The 16367-nt window shown below is 68.3% G+C and carries 15 protein-coding genes; 13 read left to right on the forward strand and 2 right to left on the reverse strand.

Annotated elements, in window-relative coordinates; translation table 11 throughout:
• The 13 genes from rnc to VLA96_01410 all read left to right on the forward strand — a co-directional run.
• On the forward strand, positions 1 to 694 hold a 694-nt coding region (gene rnc, locus VLA96_01350), incomplete at its 5' end, for a ribonuclease III (GenBank protein ID HSE47831.1).
• Positions 695 to 698: 4 nt separating this feature from the next.
• Positions 699 to 1484, forward strand: a complete 786-nt coding sequence (gene lepB, locus VLA96_01355; GenBank protein HSE47832.1) for a signal peptidase I — start codon at positions 699 to 701, stop codon at positions 1482 to 1484.
• A 30-nt stretch (positions 1485 to 1514) separates the two neighbouring features.
• Positions 1515 to 2309: a signal peptidase I gene (gene lepB, locus VLA96_01360; GenBank protein ID HSE47833.1), complete on the forward strand. Its 795-nt coding sequence runs from the start codon at positions 1515 to 1517 to the stop codon at positions 2307 to 2309.
• A gap of 9 nt (positions 2310 to 2318) precedes the next feature.
• Positions 2319 to 4841, forward strand: coding sequence for an AsmA family protein (locus VLA96_01365; protein HSE47834.1), 2523 nt, complete (start codon positions 2319 to 2321; stop codon positions 4839 to 4841).
• The gene (locus VLA96_01370; protein ID HSE47835.1) at positions 4838 to 5506 is read left to right on the forward strand and encodes a hypothetical protein; all 669 of its coding nucleotides are present in this window, start codon (positions 4838 to 4840) and stop codon (positions 5504 to 5506) included. Before VLA96_01365 ends, VLA96_01370 begins: the two co-directional genes overlap by 4 nt.
• Before the next feature lie 128 nt (positions 5507 to 5634).
• Positions 5635 to 6465: an acyltransferase gene (locus VLA96_01375; GenBank protein HSE47836.1), complete on the forward strand. Its 831-nt coding sequence runs from the start codon at positions 5635 to 5637 to the stop codon at positions 6463 to 6465.
• A 2-nt stretch (positions 6466 to 6467) separates the two neighbouring features.
• Complete coding sequence (locus VLA96_01380) at positions 6468 to 7187, forward strand: site-2 protease family protein (GenBank protein ID HSE47837.1); 720 nt, start codon at positions 6468 to 6470, stop codon at positions 7185 to 7187.
• The gene (gene trpS / locus VLA96_01385; protein ID HSE47838.1) at positions 7180 to 8229 is read left to right on the forward strand and encodes a tryptophan--tRNA ligase; all 1050 of its coding nucleotides are present in this window, start codon (positions 7180 to 7182) and stop codon (positions 8227 to 8229) included. Before VLA96_01380 ends, trpS begins: the two co-directional genes overlap by 8 nt.
• Positions 8230 to 8369: 140 nt before the next feature.
• Positions 8370 to 9191 (forward strand): segregation/condensation protein A, encoded by an 822-nt coding sequence (locus tag VLA96_01390; GenBank protein ID HSE47839.1) that lies wholly within the window; start codon positions 8370 to 8372, stop codon positions 9189 to 9191.
• Positions 9182 to 9964, forward strand: a complete 783-nt coding sequence (gene scpB, locus VLA96_01395) for an SMC-Scp complex subunit ScpB (protein ID HSE47840.1) — start codon at positions 9182 to 9184, stop codon at positions 9962 to 9964. The genes VLA96_01390 and scpB overlap by 10 nt, the downstream gene beginning before the upstream one ends.
• Positions 9965 to 10120: 156 nt before the next feature.
• Complete coding sequence (locus VLA96_01400) at positions 10121 to 11974, forward strand: pseudouridine synthase (protein HSE47841.1); 1854 nt, start codon at positions 10121 to 10123, stop codon at positions 11972 to 11974.
• Complete coding sequence (gene hisC, locus VLA96_01405; GenBank protein HSE47842.1) at positions 11971 to 13107, forward strand: histidinol-phosphate transaminase; 1137 nt, start codon at positions 11971 to 11973, stop codon at positions 13105 to 13107. The genes VLA96_01400 and hisC overlap by 4 nt, the downstream gene beginning before the upstream one ends.
• Before the next feature lie 146 nt (positions 13108 to 13253).
• Positions 13254 to 14195, forward strand: a complete 942-nt coding sequence (locus VLA96_01410) for a hypothetical protein (GenBank protein ID HSE47843.1) — start codon at positions 13254 to 13256, stop codon at positions 14193 to 14195.
• Between the two features lie 96 nt (positions 14196 to 14291).
• On the opposite strand, the gene VLA96_01415 is transcribed toward VLA96_01410, so the two are convergent.
• Together VLA96_01415 and mutM are read right to left on the reverse strand one after the other, a co-directional pair.
• Positions 14292 to 15302, reverse strand: coding sequence for an ROK family protein (locus VLA96_01415; protein HSE47844.1), 1011 nt, complete (start codon positions 15300 to 15302; stop codon positions 14292 to 14294).
• A gap of 122 nt (positions 15303 to 15424) precedes the next feature.
• Positions 15425 to 16318 carry a bifunctional DNA-formamidopyrimidine glycosylase/DNA-(apurinic or apyrimidinic site) lyase gene (gene mutM, locus VLA96_01420; protein ID HSE47845.1) on the reverse strand — a complete coding sequence of 298 codons (894 nt, stop codon included), beginning with the start codon at positions 16316 to 16318 and terminating at the stop codon, positions 15425 to 15427.
• Positions 16319 to 16367 lie beyond the last annotated feature (49 nt).

Raw genomic sequence — 16367 nt, forward strand, 5'->3', positions numbered from 1 at the left:
GCTGCTGGAGCGGGCGCTGACGCACAGCTCGCACGCGCACGAGAGCGATCCCACGCCCGACGACCTGCGGCCGGCCTCGCAGCGCGACAACGAGCAGCTCGAGTTCCTGGGCGACGCGGTGCTGGGCTTCGTCACCAGCAAGGCCCTGTTCGAGCTCTTCCCGGGATATCACGAAGGCCAGCTCTCCAAGCTGCGGGCGCACCTGGTGAGCGCGCGGCACCTGCAGCTGGTGGCCGAACAGCTCGAGCTGGGGAAATACCTGCGGCTGGGGCGAGGCGAAGAGAAGAGCGGCGGGCGGAACAAGAGCGCGCTGCTGGTCAACGCGCTGGAGGCGGTGCTCGCGGCGATGTACCTGGACGCCGGGTTGGAGGCGCCGCGGGCGTTCATCCTGGGGCGGATCGTGGAACCGGAGCTGGCGCGGCTGGGCGCAGAGCCGGCGGGTTCCTACCCGGTGACCGACCACAAGAGCGCATTGCAGGAACTTTTGCAGGCTCGCGGACGTCCACAACCGGTGTACGCCCTGGTGAAGGAGGAAGGTCCGGAGCACAAGAAGACGTTCACGGTGGAGATCCGCGTGGCGCAGGGGAACGGCACGAAGGAATTGCGCGCGCGGGCTACGGGTACTACGAAAAAAGCGGCGGAACAAAATGCCGCGCGCAAAGCACTCGACCGGCTGGCTCCGGCATCTGATTAGAAGCATGTCCGCAGGCGTTTCTTCCGCGACCCCTGAGACCGGCGCCGCGCCGCGGCGAGCGTGGCACGAGCAGCTCGCCGGGAGCATGCAGTCGCTGGTCTCGAGCCTGGTGGTGGCGCTGTTCATCATCACGTTCGTGATGCAGGCGTTCCAGATCCCGTCGGCCTCGATGGAGCGGACGCTGCTGGTGGGCGACTACCTGCTGGTGGACAAGACGGTGTACGGGTCGAGCGGGCGCGTGCCGCTGCTCCCCTACCGCGAGGTCGGGCGCGGCGACATCGTCGTCTTCCACTACCCGCTGAAGCCGGAGACGTACTTCGTGAAGCGCGTGGTGGCGGTGCCGGGCGACCGCGTGCGCATGGCCGGCAAGCAGCTGTACGTGAACGGCCGGCTGGAGCAGGCGGGCTACGCGTGGCATCGCGACGCGATGCACGACGCGTATCGCGACGACTTCCCCACCCTGAGCTACGCGCCGGGGAACGTGGACCGGGAGTGGTTCTACCGGCTGCGGCGCGAGGTGGGCGCGGAGGGCGAGCTGGTGGTGCCTGCCGGGCAGTACTTCGTGCTGGGGGACAACCGCGACAACAGCCAGGACAGCCGGTACTGGGGCTTCGTGCCGCGGGAGAACATCATCGGGCGACCGCTGCTGATCTACTGGTCGGTGCGCTCGGAGCGCGGCGCGGCGGGAGTGCCCGCGGCGCGGGGTGATACACTGTCGGGTCTTGCGTACGCAGTGACTCACCTTCATCAGGACGCGCGCTGGGAGCGGATGCTGCGCATCGTGCGCTGACGCTCTCCGCCTCCGGACCAGAGAGCTTCGTTGGCGAAAAAAGAGAAAGACAAACCACAGAAGCCCAAAGAGACCACCATGGAGTTCATCTCCTCCATGGCGAGCGTGCTGGTGATCGGGCTTTTCATCATCACCTTCAACATGCAGGCCTTCGAGATCCCGTCGAGCTCGATGGAAGACACGCTGCTCATCGGGGACCACGTGTTCGTCGACCGCGTGACGTACGCGCCGCGGACGAGCCTGGGCCCGGTCGTCCCCTACCGCGAGATACGGCGCGGCGACATCGTGGTGTTCCTCTCGGTGACGAACCCCGGGATGTACATCGTCAAGCGCATCCTCGGCGTTCCGGGCGACCACATCCGGCTGGAGCGCGGCGTGCTCTACCGCAACGGCGAGCGCGTGGACGAGCCGTACCTGAAGAGCGATCCGGAGTGCCGGGCGGACTCGCTGCGATTCGGCTGCTACAACCGCTACCGCGACGACTTCCCCAGCGTGCTGCCGGTGTATGCCGACGGCGCGACACCCTCGCCGGAGTGGACCACGCAGATGCCGTTCTACGTGAAAGAGGGCGAGCTGGTGGTGCCGCCGGACCGTTACTTCGCGATGGGCGACAACCGGCGCGCGAGCTATGACTCGCGCTACTGGGGGTTCATCCCGAAAGAGAACATCATCGGGCGCCCGATGTTCATCTACTGGTCGTTCGAGACGCCGCGCGACCAGTACGACAAGACGACGATGGCGGAGCGCGCGAAGTTCATCGGCCACGTGATCCTGCACTTCTTCGACGAGACTCGCTGGCGCCGCACCCTGCGCAAGGTGCGATAGGAGGAGCCGATGCTCCGCACAAAGCGCGCGCGCGCGGCAGCGGCCATCGTCGTCCTGGTGCTGTGCGGCATCTTCGTGCCGCCGTACGTCACGCTGGACCGCTTCAAGGCGAACGTGACGCAGATGATCAGCGACTCGCTCGGGCGCAAGGTGTCGGTGGGCGCCATCACGCTGCGCCTCATCCCGCAGCCGGGGCTCGACCTCACGGATTTCCAGGTGGAAGAGGATGCGGCATTCAGCGCGGAGCCCATGCTGCGCGCCGACGAGGTGACTGCCTACCTGCGCCTGACGGCGCTGTGGCAAGGGCGGTTCGAGATCGCGCGCCTGTCGCTCAAGAACCCCAGCCTGAACCTGGTGCGGAACGCGCAGGGCGACTGGAACATCGAGTCGCTGCTGGCGCGCGCGACGCAGGTGCCGGCAGCGCCGACGGCGAAGCGCAAGCCGGAGGCGCGCCCGCGCTTCCCTTACATCGAGGCCGACGCGGGCCGCATCAACCTGAAGCTCGGGCAGGAGAAGAAGGCGTACGCGCTGAGCGAGGCCGATTTCGCGCTCTGGCTGGCGGGCGAGGGCGAGTGGCGCATGCGGCTGGAAGCGCGGCCCATCCGCACCGACGCGAACCTGAGCGACACCGGGACCATCCGGGTGGAGGGTGCGGCGACGCGCGCGGCCACGCTGCGCGACACCGCCGTCCGCTTCGACTACGAGTGGGAGAAGGCGCAACTCGGGAACCTGAGCCAGCTGGTCCGCGGGCGCGACCTGGGATGGCGGGGGTCGCTGACCATCAATGGCTCGCTGGCAGGGACGCCGCGCGAGCTGCTGCTGAGCGCGCAGGCGGGGCTGCGCGACTTTCGGCGGTACGACATCCTGGCGGGCGACGAGCTCAACGCCGACCTGCGGTGTTCGGCGCGCTACCTGGGCGATACGCAGACGCTCGCGGCCATCGATTGCCGGCTGCCGGTGAGCAACGGCGAGGTGGCGGCGCGCGGGATGGTGTCCGGCCTGCTCGGCCCGCGGACGTGGGAGCTGAGCGTGGCGGCGACTTCGGTGCCGGCGTCGGAGGTGTTGCGGCTGGCGCGCCACATGAAGAAGGACATGGGCGACTTGAGCGCCAGCGGCACCGTGGATGCCGCGTTCAGTTATCGCCCGCTGGGGGGCGGGCACGCGTGGAGCGGCGGCGGCGCGACCTCGGTGGTGCGCTTCAGCGGCAAGCCGCTGCCGACGCCGTTCGAGGTCGCTCCCATACGGTTCGCGCTCGCGCCGGTGCCCGATCCGTTGTTCCATACGCCGGCGTCTCCGTTCCGGCGCAAGGCGCTTCCGCAAGAGGGGCCGACGGTCACGCGCCTGACGGTGCAGCCGATCAACGTTTCGCTGGGCGGCGCGATGCCCGCGGCCATCGAGGCGCGCTTCGACCGCGAGGCGTTCCAGATGACGGTGCGCGGGGACGCGGAACTGGGGCGCGCGACGGTGATCGCGGCGGCGTTCGGGCTGCGTCCGCCGCAGACCGGGGCGACCGGCAGCGCGCGGCTCGACCTGGCGCTCAACGGCGACTGGAGCGGGTTCGCTCCGCCCTCGGCCACCGGCAGCGTGCAGTTGCGGAACGTGAGCGCGGAGATCAAGGGACTGAACGCGCCGGTCGAGATCACCAGCGGCGCGCTGACGCTCTCGCCGGCCGGGATCGACGTCGCGAACCTGAATGCGCGCTTCGCGAACGGCGTGGCGCTGCAAGGCTCGCTGCACCTGCCGCGCGGCTGCTCGACCCTGCTGAATTGCCCGGTGCGCTTCGCCTTCACCGCACCCGCGCTCAACCTCGACGAGCTGAACCGCCTGCTGAACCCGCGCTTCCACGCGCAGCCCTGGTACCACTTCTTCGTCGGGAGCACGCAGACCACCGGCATGAAGCGCCTGGAAGCCGAAGGGACACTGGCGACGCCGCGGCTGGTCATCAAGTCCGCGACCGTGAACCGGTTCGCGTGCAGCGTGAAGTTCTCCGGCGGCAAGCTGTGGCTGAAGGACGCGACTGGCGAGCTCTATGGCGGCAGGCACAAGGGCGAGTGGACCGCGGACTTCAGCGGCAACACTCCGGTGTACGAGGGCAAGGGCACGCTGGAGCGCGTGGACGTGGCGCAGCTTGCGACCGCGATGCGCGACAACTGGGGCGCGGGGCTGGTGTGGGGCGAGTACGTCTTCTCGGCGAGCGGCGACACCGCGACGGAGCTGGGGACGTCGGCGGTGGGCGAGCTGCGCTTCGACTGGCGCAACGGGATGCTGCGGCACGTCGGGCTGCATACCGCAGCGCCGCTGCGCATCCGGAAGTTCGCCGGCACGGTGGCGCTGCGCGAGGCACGGCTGGTGTTCGACGCGGGCAGAATGGAGACGCCCGAGGGCATCTACACCGTGAGCGGTTCGAGCACGTTCGCGCGCGCGCTGGACTTCAAGGTGGAAGGCGCGACGCGCAGCTACGTGGTCGGCGGGACGCTGGAGCGCCCGCGCGTGACGACGCCGCCGCCAACGGAGGCGGTACTGAAGCAGTGACGACTTTCCCCGCCAACGCAATCTCTGGCCGGCGGCCGGCGGCTTGCGGCGGGCCGCGAAGAGTCCAGGGCCCGCGGCGAGCAGCCGGCTGCCCGCTCCCAGCCCTCGTTGCGGTCCTCATCGTTCTCATCAGCGGTTCGCGGGCCCCCGCACAGACCGCGGGGGGTTCCGCGGATTCCCTGCAGAAGAAGGTCGACTACCTGATCGCGAACGGCGAGCGGGAGAAGCCGGACCCGCGCCCGACGGTGCTGACCGACCCGGAAGTGGACGCGTACATGAACTCGGGCCGGCTGAAGATACCCGACGGCATCTCCGACATCCACCTCGTCACCACGGTGGGCGAGGCCACCGCGACCGCGAAGATCGATTTCGACAAGCTGCTGGCGAAAGAGCGCAAGATGAACCCGCTGTGGTCGCTGTTCTCCGGCGTCCACGACGTGAAGGTGCTGACGCGCGCGTGGGGCAAGGACGGGATGGGGAACGTCCAGGTGCTGAAGGTGTGGTTCGACGGGCGCGAGATCCCGCGCTACCTGCTGGAGTTCTTCGTGGACCGCTACCTGAAGCCGAAGGTGCCGCAGGCGTCGCTCGACTCGCGCTTCAAGATGCCGGCGCGGATCTGGACGGCGACGGTGACGCGCGGGAAGACCACGCTGGTCCAGCGGTAGGTCGCTCCTGGCTCTTGGCTCTTGGCTGTCGGCTTGGCTAAAAGCGAACAGCCAAGAGCTAAGAGCGAATCTTTCCCTGTGTTATCGTCATCATTTCCCTAGTCATCTTCCGAGGACACAGGAAAGCCATGCCCCGCTTCGAATACCGCAACATCCAGCCAACGCCGGAGGCCGCGAAGGCCTACGCCGCGTGGATCGAGAAGCTGGATGCCGAGTTCCAGAACCGCGACGTGGACCACCGGTCGGTGGTCGTGCGGAACGCGCTGCACGAGCTGTACCTGGGCCGGCCGTACGCGCCGCCGGCGCCCGACATGCCGCTGGCGGTGCAGGCGCAGGTCCACTCGTTCGACCCGCGCAACGCCTCGCTCGAGCCGGAGTACTACGGCGACGTGGACGCCGCGAAGTACGCCGAGCGCAAGCCGCTCATCTGGTTCTGGATGATGTTCGACCGCTCGCCGGTGGGGCTGAACCACTGGCTGGGCTTCCGCGTGCGCGCGATGGTGGCGAAGCACGTGCTCAAGCACATCGGGAAGAACGTAAAGATATTCCACGGAGTGGAGGTCTCGTTCGGCTACAACCTGACGATCGAGGACGACTGCACCATCCACAAGTACGTGCTGCTGGACGACCGCGGGGAGATCGTCATCCACCAGGGCTGCTCGGTCTCGGATTACGCCAACGTGTACTCGCACGCGCACGACCTGAACGACGGGATGATCGTGGAGAACGAAGCGACCGAGATCGGGCCGAAGGCGCGCGTGACGTACCACGCGACGGTGCTGAGCGGGGTGAAGGTGGGCGAGCACGGGATCGTGGGGTCGATGGGCGTGGCGTCGAAGGACGTGGAGCCGTTCCACATCGTGGCCGGCATCCCGGCGAAGCCGGTGAAGGTGAAGAGCATCGCGCCGGACGCGGCGAAGCGCGCGTTCGAGGACAAGAAGATGGCGCAGAAGAAGTAGCGATGGACCTCTCCCACCTCGACATCTTCGTGAAAGTCGTGGTCTTCCTGCTGGCGATCAGCGTGCACGAGTCGGCGCACGCGTGGACGGCGGGGCGCTACGGCGATCCGACGGCGACGCTGCTGGGGCGCGTGTCGCTGAATCCCATCCGGCACATCGACATTTTCGGCACGATCATCCTGCCGGCCATCAGCATCTACAGCGGGCTGGGCGCATTCGGCTGGGCCAAGCCGACGCCGGTCGATCCGCGGAACTTCAAGGAGCCGGTGAAGGCGGACATCATGACGTCGGTGGCGGGGCCGGCTTCGAACTTCATGCTGGTATCGTTCGCGTTCTTCGGGTGCGCGGCCGTGCTGGCGACGGTGCCGCACGCGCACACGCTGTTCGTGCACGCGGTGAACCAGGCGCAGTCGCCGACGCGCGCGGTGGTGGCGGCGTCGGAGGTGTCGGCGCTGTTCCCGTTGATCCTGTTGTTCGTGGAAATGATCTTCATCAACGTGATCCTCGGCATCTTCAACCTGATCCCGCTGCCGCCGCTGGACGGCAGCCACGTGGTGCGGCACCTGATGCCGGAAGAGATGCGCCGGATCTACGACACGGTAGGAATGATCGGGCTGCTGGCGTTCGTGCTCTTCGGCAGCAAGATCCTGTGGATGCTGATCGCGCCCATCTTAGGTATCCTGTTCAACATCCTGTACAAGATCCCCCACGCGAATGGATAAGCCTCAACAGAATCGCCGCGTGCTGAGCGGCATGCGGCCCACCGGAAGCCTGCACCTCGGGCACTTCGTCGGCGCGCTCGACAACTGGGTGAAGCTGCAGGAGCAGTACGAGTGCTTCTTCTTCGTGGCCGACTGGCACGCGCTGACGACCGATTACGCCGACACCTCGCGCGTGAAGCAGAGCTCGGTGGACATCGTGCTCGACTGGCTGGCGGTGGGGCTCGACCCGGAGAAGTCGACCATCTTCATCCAGTCGCACGTGCCGCAGCACGCCGAGCTGCACCTGCTGTTCTCGATGGTCACGCCGCTGGGCTGGCTGGAGCGCGTGCCGTCCTATAAAGAGGTGCGCGAGAACCTCGCCGACCGCGACCTGAACACGTATGGGTTCCTGGGATATCCGCTGCTGCAGTCGGCGGACATCCTGATCTACCAGGCGGGGTACGTGCCGGTGGGGCAGGACCAGGTGGCGCACGTCGAGCTGACGCGCGAGGTCGCGCGGCGGTTCAACCAGTTCTATCCGCGCAAGGGTGGCGGCGAGGTCTTCCCCGAGCCGCAGCCGCTGCTGACCAAGTCGCCGAAGCTGCCGGGCACCGACGGCCGGAAGATGTCGAAGTCGTACGGGAACACCATCATGCTGACCGACCCCGAGCCGGTGGTGCGGCAGAAGCTGAAGCCGATGGTCACCGACCCGGCGCGCGTGCGGCGCACCGACCCGGGGAATCCTGACGTGTGCCCGGTGGGCGACCTGCACAAGATCTTCTCCAGCAAGGAGACGATGGAGAAGGTGTACGCCGGGTGCCGGTCGGCGGGCATCGGGTGCATCGAGTGCAAGGGCTGGGCGGCGGACGCGATCGTCCAGATCCTCACGCCCATGCAGGAGCGCCGGAAGAAGTACGAGAACGACCCCAAGCTGGCGTGGGACGTGCTGGAGGCCGGGTCGCAGAAGGCGGCGAAAGTCGCCGAGGCGACGATGGTGGAGGCGCGCGCGGCGATGAACATGAGCCGGGAGTTCGAGGCAGCGAAGCTCCAGAAGAAGGCCTGATCTGTTCGTTTGGTGGTCGGTGGTCAGTGGTCGGTACTCGGAAACGCAGAGGTTTTGTCACCGACCACCGTCCACCGACCACCCCGCCTGTGGAAAACAAGTTGGCTGGGCCGATTCCCTTCCGCGCTACTATTAGCTCAATGTCCGATACATCGGGGCTGCAGGCACAGACTCCGCCGCCGCAAAAGGCGAGCGATTTCCCGTTTGCCGTCACCGTCGCCGCGGTCTACGACGGGCCCCTCGACCTGCTGCTCGACCTGATCCGCAAGCAGGACATCGACATCTACGACATCCCCATCGCCATGATCACGGCGCAGTACCTGGCGTACGTGGAGCGCATCAAGCAGCTCGACGTGAACGTGGCCGCCGAGTTCATCTACATGGCGAGCGTGCTCATCCAGATCAAGAGCCGGATGCTGCTGCCGCGCGACCCCGAGGCCGCGGCGGAGCAGGAAGACCCGCGCGACGAGCTGGTCAACCGGCTGCTCGAGCACGAGAAGTACAAGAACGCGGCGCAGATGCTGTTGCAGCGGCAGGAGCTGGAGGGCGCGACCTGGTCGAACCCCTCGCTCAGGGAGTTCAAGGACGACGAGGGCGCGGAAGCCGAGCTGGCGGTCGACATGGTCGACCTGGTGAAGACCTTCCAGCAGATCCTGGAGCGGGCGAAGAACCGGCCCATCCTGCAGGTGAACGAGGAGACGGTCACCGTCAGCGAGATGATCGACTATATGCGGCGGCGGCTGCTGCTCGAAGACCGGCCCATCCGGCTGAAGCAGATGCTGGCCTCGGTGCACTCGCGCACGGCGCTGGTGTGCGCGTTCCTGGCGGTGCTGGAGCTGGTGCGGCTGCAGGCCATCCTGCTGCGGCAGGACCGCGTGTTCGGCGACATCCTGATCAAGAAGCACGCGATGTTCGATACCATCATGGCCGAGCAGGCCGCAGTGAGGGACGATTGGAAATAACGGACGAGATATTCGCTGCGGCGGCGAGCACGCTGCCGCAGGAGAAAGATCCGCTGATGAGCACGCTGAAGGGCAAAGTCGAAGCCATCATCTACGCCGCGGAAGAGCCGGTCACCATCGACCAGATGGCCAACGCGCTCAGGGACGTGGTCGACATCCCCGTGCCCGAGGCGGCGCCGCTGCCGCCCGACTCGAAGAAGAAGCTGCCCAAGGACCCGAAGCTGGCGGCGCTGAAGGACGCGATCCGCAACGCCATCCACGAGATCTCGCACGACTACTCGCTCTCCGACCGCGGCATCGAGGTGCGGCAGGTCGCGGGCGGCTACAAGATGGCGACCAAGCCCGAGCATCACGACGTGGTGCGGACGTTCGCGAAGTCGCTGAAGCCGCCGGTGCGGCTCTCGCTGCAGGCGCTCGAGACGCTGGCGGTCATCGCCTACAAGCAGCCGGTCACGCTGCCGGAGATCAACGAGATCCGCAACGTGGATTCGTCGGGCGTGATCGGGACGCTGCTCGACCGCAAGCTCATCACCACCGCCGGCCGCAAGGACGTGGTCGGCCGGCCCATCCTCTACAAGACGACCAAGGACTTCCTGATGCGCTTCGGGCTCAAGGATGTTGGCGAGCTGCCGAGCGTGGAAGAGTTCGAGAAGCTGGGCGCGGGCGGCGACCAGCCCGACCTGTTCACCTCGCACATGGACAGCGACGCGACCGGCGTCCCGGATGTGCCGGCGGAGCTCGACACCACGCCGGAAGTCGAACCGGCGCAGTAGCGAAGTCAAAGCACAAAGCAAGAAGGACAGAGCACGAGGCCCGCGGCTGGCGGCCCGCCGCGCAGTGCCGGCGCTCCGCGGCAAGCTGCAGGCCGCAAGCCGGCGGCCTTTGACTTTGTCCTTTGTGCTTCTGCCATTTAGCATCAGAGATTGCCTATGGCGCAGGAACGTCTCCAGAAGATCATTGCCGCGGCCGGGATCGCCTCGCGGCGACACGCCGAAGAGCTCATCACGCAGGGCCGGGTCACGGTGAACGGCCAGGTCGTCTCGACGCTGGGGTCGAAGGCCGACCCCGACAGCGACCACATCAAGGTGGACGGGAAGGCCGTCCACGTGGCCGAGCGGCAGGTCTACCTCATGCTGCACAAGCCGAAGGGGTACGTGACGACGGTGTCGGACCCCGAGGGCCGGCCCACGGTGATGGAGCTGGTGCGGGCGAAGACGCGCGTCTTCCCGGTCGGGCGGCTGGACTGGAACACCGAAGGCCTGCTGCTGCTGACCAACGACGGCGCGCTGACGGCGAAGCTCACGCATGCCTCCACGCACGTGCCGAAGACCTACCTGGTGAAAGTGGCGGGGCATCCGTCGCGCGAAGACATCCAGAAGCTGCGTGACGGGGTGATGATCGGCGGCGAGGGCGACCCGGTGCAAGGCAAGCTGGAGCGCGTGCGGACGGCGCCGGCGAAGGTCCGCGAGGTGCGCGAGGCCGACAACCCGTGGTACGAGGTCACGCTGATCGAGGGGCGGAACCGGCAGATCCGGCGCATGTTCGAGGCGATCGGCCACCACGTGGAAAAGATCAAGCGCGTGCGCTACGGGCCGCTGGAACTCGACATTCCGCCCGGCGTGCAGCGCGAGCTGCGGCCGCACGAGGTGGCGCAGCTGCAGCGCTACGTCTCGGAAGCGGCGACGACAGCGCGCGAGCAGGCCGGGTTCGCGCCCGACGAGAGCGACCGAGCCGTGCCGCCGCGCGCGGCGGGGCTGCCGCCGCCAAGGAGATTCGAGAAGTCGAAGAACTTCCGGTTCCGCGGCCCGGGCGAAGGCCCGCGTCGCGAACGACCGGGTGGCGGGCGGGGCGAACGTCCTGCGTTCGGAGCGCGCGGCGGGCGCCCGTTCGCGGGCGGACCACGGGAGGCCGGACGGCCGGAGCGGTTCGGCGCGCGCCCACCGCGCCGCGATGACGAGAGCGGCGAAGGGCGCCGCGGCGGTGTCGCGCGCTACGACGCCGGCGGAAAGTTGATCCCATATACGCCGCCGGAGCGGCCGGAGCGACCGGATTTCCGCAGCGGAGAGGCGGGCGGGCCGAAGCGTTTTGGCGGGCCGAAGAGATTTGGCGCGGGACCGCGGCGCGAGGGCGGCGGCAGGTTCGGCGGGCCGCGGCGCGAGGGCGGCGGCTCGCGCAGCCCGATGGCGCCGAAGCGTTTTGGAGGACCGAAGCGATTCGGAGAGCGGCCCGAGCGCGGGCGGGACGACCGCGCGACCGCCGGCGGGACGCCCGCGCTACGTGGTCCGAAGCGTTTCGGGGGGCCGAAGAGATTCGGCGCCGGGCCGCGAGGGGAAGGCGCCGGTCCGGGCGGGCCGAAGCGTTTCGGAGGGTCAAAGAGATTCGGTGCCGGGCCGCGAGGGGAAGGCGCCGGTCCGGGTGGTCCGAAGCGTTTCGGGGGGCCGAAGAGATTCGGCGCTGGACCGCGGCGCGAGGGTGGTGGCGGATTCGGCGGACCGCGGCGCGAGGACGCCGGCCCGGGCGGGCCAAAACGATTCGGCGGGGCGAAGCGTTTTGGCGGTCCGAAGAAGTTTGGCGCAGTTCCGCGACGCGAGGGCGCGGGTCCGGGCGGGGCGAAGCGATTCGGCGGTCCGAAGCGATTCGGCGGGGCGAAGAAGTTTGGTGGGCCCAAGCGCAGTTTTGGCGGTCCGCGGACGGAGGGCCGCCGTCCCGGCGGAGGCCGCGGTCCCGGCGGCGCAAAGCGTTTCGGCCGCCCGCCGCGGCGTGATAAAAGAGACGGCAGATGAGCCAGAGCGACAGCTGGAAGCACCTCGTCCCCGAGCACCTGCGGAAGCTGGGGCCCTACACGCCGGGCAAGCCGATCAAGGCGGCCGAGCGCGAATCGGGGATCAAGTGCATCAAGATGGCGTCGAACGAGAACCCGTTCGGGCCGTCGCCCAAGGCGCTGGAGGCGATGCGGCGCGCCGCGGCCGAGGCGAATCTTTATCCCGACAACGACACCACGGAGCTGCGCACGCGGCTGGCGGAGCTGAACGGCCTCACGCCCGAGCAGGTGCTGGTCACCGACGGCTCGACCGCGCTCATCGACCTGATCTGCCGGACGCTGCTGGGCCCCACGCTGAACGCGGTCACGAGCGCGCGCTCGTTCATCGTGTACCTGATCGCGACCCGCGCGGCGGGCGGCGAGCTGGTCGAGGTCCCGATGCAGGGCTACGCGTACGACCTCGACGCCATCGCGGATGCGGTGAACGAGGACACGCGCATCGTCTTCCTTGCGAACCCGAACAACCCGACCGGCACGCTGTTCGACGCGAAGGCCACCGACCGCTTCCTGGAGCGCATCCCGCCGAGCGTGTTCGTGGTGCTCGACGAGGCGTACTTCGACTTCGCGACCCACTTCGCGAAGCGGCGCGGCGTGGACTACTCGCACTCGCTCGAATACGTGCGCGCGGGCAAGTCGGTCATCGTGCTGCGGACTTTCTCCAAGGGACACGGCCTCGCCGGACTGCGGGTGGGGTACGGCTTCGGGCAACCGGAGATCCTCGCGTACCTGGAGCGGCTGAAGACGGCGTTCTCGGTCTCGGCGGTGGCGGAAGCGGCGGCGCTGGCCGCGCTCGACGACACCGCGCACCTGCAGAAGACCCTGGAGAACAACGCGCGCGGCGCCGAGTTCCTGCTGGAGAAGCTGCGCGGGCTCGGCTTCGAGCCGGTGCCAACGTGGTCGAACTTCCTCTACTTCGAGGCTGGGCCGGAGGCGCCGGCGCTGGCCCGGCGCATCCAGAATGAGGGCGTGATCGTGCGGTCGCTCGGCCCCTGGGGCATCCCGGAGGCGATCCGCGTCACCATCGGCACGCCGGAGCAGAATGAGCGCTTCATCGCCGCCCTGGCGAAGTCCGTGGAGCGGGCGGCCGCGCGGTAAGACGGGCTTGCGGCTAGCGGCCGGGGGCCCGCCGCGAAGCGCTGCGCCGCAAGCCCAAGCTGCCAGCCGCCGACCGTGGGTTTTCTTCCTATCTTCTGCTAACCACCTCGCCGGCTTGCCGTCACATCCTCGTGCAGGGGGAACCTATGAAACGACTTCTCTGGGCGTTGGCCCTTACTCTGGTATTCGGCGCCTTCCTGGCGGCGCAGACGCGCCACAAGCATCGCCACAACTGGGGCAACAACATATCGATCAACACCGACGCGGAGGTCCCGGGCGACGCATGCGACGACCACTTCAACGTGTCGTTCGGCGACCAGGACGTATTCACGGCGGAGGAGGCGCGGACGCTGACACCGGCGCAGTTCGCCGGCGGGATCAGCTTCCACGCGCCGCAGAACGGCGGCGCGCTGGTGCGCGGCTGGGACAAGAACGAAGTCATGATCAAGGTCTGCAAGGCGGTGGCGGCGGGGAGCGGGGGCGACGCCAAGGGCGCGCTCGACGCCATCCGGCTGCGCATGGACGGCAGCCGCATCTCGATCGACGGCCCGCCGACCAGCGAGTTTGGCAGCCAGTGGGTGGCGCATTTCCTGGTCAACGTGCCGCGCAACATCAAGCTGGCGCTCGACGCCCACAACGGCCCCATCCATCTGCGCGACATAACCGGCAACATCACGGCGGAGACGGTGAACGGGCCGGTGAAGATCTACCGCTGCTCGGGCGAGATCGTGGCCGAGGCGACCAACGGGCCCATCAGCGTGCAGCGCTCGAGCGGCAACATCCGCATCCGGACGCAGAACGGGCCGGTCGACATCCAGCTCTCGGGCACGGAGTGGTCCGGGCAGGGGCTCGACGCCTCCGCGCAGAACGGCCCCATCAAGCTGCGCATCCCGACGAACTACCGGTCGGGCGTCGAGGTCACGTCGCGCGGCTACAGCCCGTTCCACTGCGACAGCGACGCATGCGCCGGCGCGACCAGGGACTGGGATGATCGCAACAAGAGCGTGCGGCTGGGCAAGAGCAACAACACCGTGGTCCGGATGTCGACGGTGAACGGGCCGGTGTCGATCGTGTCGACCATGCAGTAGATGGCCGCTTGACGATTGCCGATCGGGGCGCGACCGACGTCGCGCCCCTTCCCTTTCCACAGACGAGATCGGCGATCGGCGATTGAAGATCGGCGATCAGGCGGAGCGCTTGCGCGCGGGCGCGGCCGCGAGCGCGAGCGGCAGGCGGGCCGCGCCGTAGAGGCCGGCGTCGGAGCCGAGCAGGGCGCGCGTCACGATGGTGGTGGGGCGTCCCTGGGCGCCGTCGGGCGCGGTCGCGCGCAGCACGAAGGAGCGCCGCGTCGCCTCTTCCATCATGGCGGGCGCGAAGGCTTCCCAGGCGCTGGCGACGCCGCCGCCCACGACGATCATCGGGACGTTGAAGATGTTCACCAGGTCGGCGACGGCGATGCCGAGCGACCAGCCGACGCGGTTGAAGATGGCCTTGGCGGGCGCGTCACCCTGCACCGCCATCTGGTACACGCTCTTCGCGCTGAACTCGACGTTGCCCTCGGCGGCGCGCGCCAGCTCGGGCGCGTGGCCGCTCTCGATCAGCTCCAGCGCCATGCGCTTCACGGCGGTGGCGGAGGCGAACTGCTCCAGGCAGCCGCGGTTGCCGCAGCCGCAGGGCGGGCCGTTGGGATCGACGGTGATGTGGCCGAGCTCGCCGGCCATGCCGGTCATGCCGCGCCAGGGCTCGCCGGCGATCACGATGCCGCCGCCCACGCCGGTACCGAGCGTGAGCATGCACATGGAATCGTAGTCGCGCGCGGCGCCCAGCCAGGTCTCGCCCAGCGCGGCGGCGTTGGCGTCGTTCTCGAGGATGACGGGGGCCTTGATGCGATGCTCGATCTCGTCGCGCACCGGGTAGTCGTGCCAGCCGGGAAGGTTGGGCGACTCGCGCAGCATGCCGGTGCTCATGTCGATGATGCCGGGCACGCCGACGCCGATGCCGGCGAGGTTGCCGCGGCCCTGGAACTTGGCGGCGAGCTCGAGGATGAGCCGCGCCATGTCATTGATGACGTGGTCGCGGCCCTTGGCGACCTCGGTGCCGCTGGTGACTTTTTCGAGCAGGCGGCCGGCGTCGTCGACGGCGGCGGCGCGCAGGTTCGTCCCGCCGAGATCCACGCCGATGGCGAAGAAAGGCATAACCGACAATTAGACTAGCAGCGCGCGGGAGCCGTTGGCTGGATTTGTGATTTGTGATTTGTGATGTTAGTCGCGACTGACGGCGGGTACAGATTGCAGATCACAAATTGCCGATCGCAGATTCACTTCTGGCAGTGCGGGCAGTAGTGCGCGCTGCGGCCGGTGATGACGATGCGCTTGATGGGCGTGTGGCAGCGGACGCAGGGCTCGCCTTCGCGGCCGTACACGCGCAGGTCGAACTGGTAGTTGCCCCACTCGCCTTCCGCGTCCACGTAATCGGAGAACGTGGTGCCGCCGGCCTTGATGGATTCGTTCAGCACCGCCTGCAGCGATTGGTAGAGCTTGCGCAGCTCGGCGTGCGTGAGCGACGCGCCGCGGCGGCGCGGCCGGACGCGGGCGCGGAAGAGCGCTTCGTCGGCATAGATGTTCCCTACCCCGCTGAGCAGCTTCTGGTTGAGTAGCGCGCTCTTGATGGTCGCCTTAGTGCGCTTGAAGAGCGCGGCAAAGGCTTCGGCGCCGACGTCGAGCGGCTCGTGTCCGGGCGCGCGGAAGCGCTCTTTCACCACCGCGAGCTTGCCGAACATCCGGGGATCGACGAAGCGCAGCTCGCGACCGGAGCTGAGCTTCAGCACCGCGTGCGTGTGCTTCGCCATCTCTTTTTCGGCAGGGACGACGGTGAGCGAGCCGGTCATGCCGAGGTGGACGATGAACTGGGGATGGGCGAGGAGGGCCGGCGGCTTGCGGCCGGCGGCTGGCCGCCGAGCCTCGAGACTGCGCCGCGAGCCGCCAGCCGCCGCTCGCTGCCGGCCCTCATCGCGGCTGAGCTCGAACACGATGTGCTTCCCCGTGCGGTGGACGTCGTCGATGCGCGCGCCTTCCAGCGTCTGCGCGATGGCGCGCGGCGGCGACTTCAGCGTCTGCTTGCGGCCGCTCAGCCACACCGATTCCACGCGCTCGCCGCGGACGCGCTGTGCCACGCCGCGCGCGATGGTCTCGACCTCGGGGAGCTCGGGCATGGGTCTAGTCTAAACAACGCGACGAGAGTGGTGGTCGTTGGTCGGTAGT

It is taken from the genome of Terriglobales bacterium, from assembly GCA_035457425.1.
Lineage (GTDB): Bacteria > Acidobacteriota > Terriglobia > Terriglobales > Acidobacteriaceae > JACPNR01.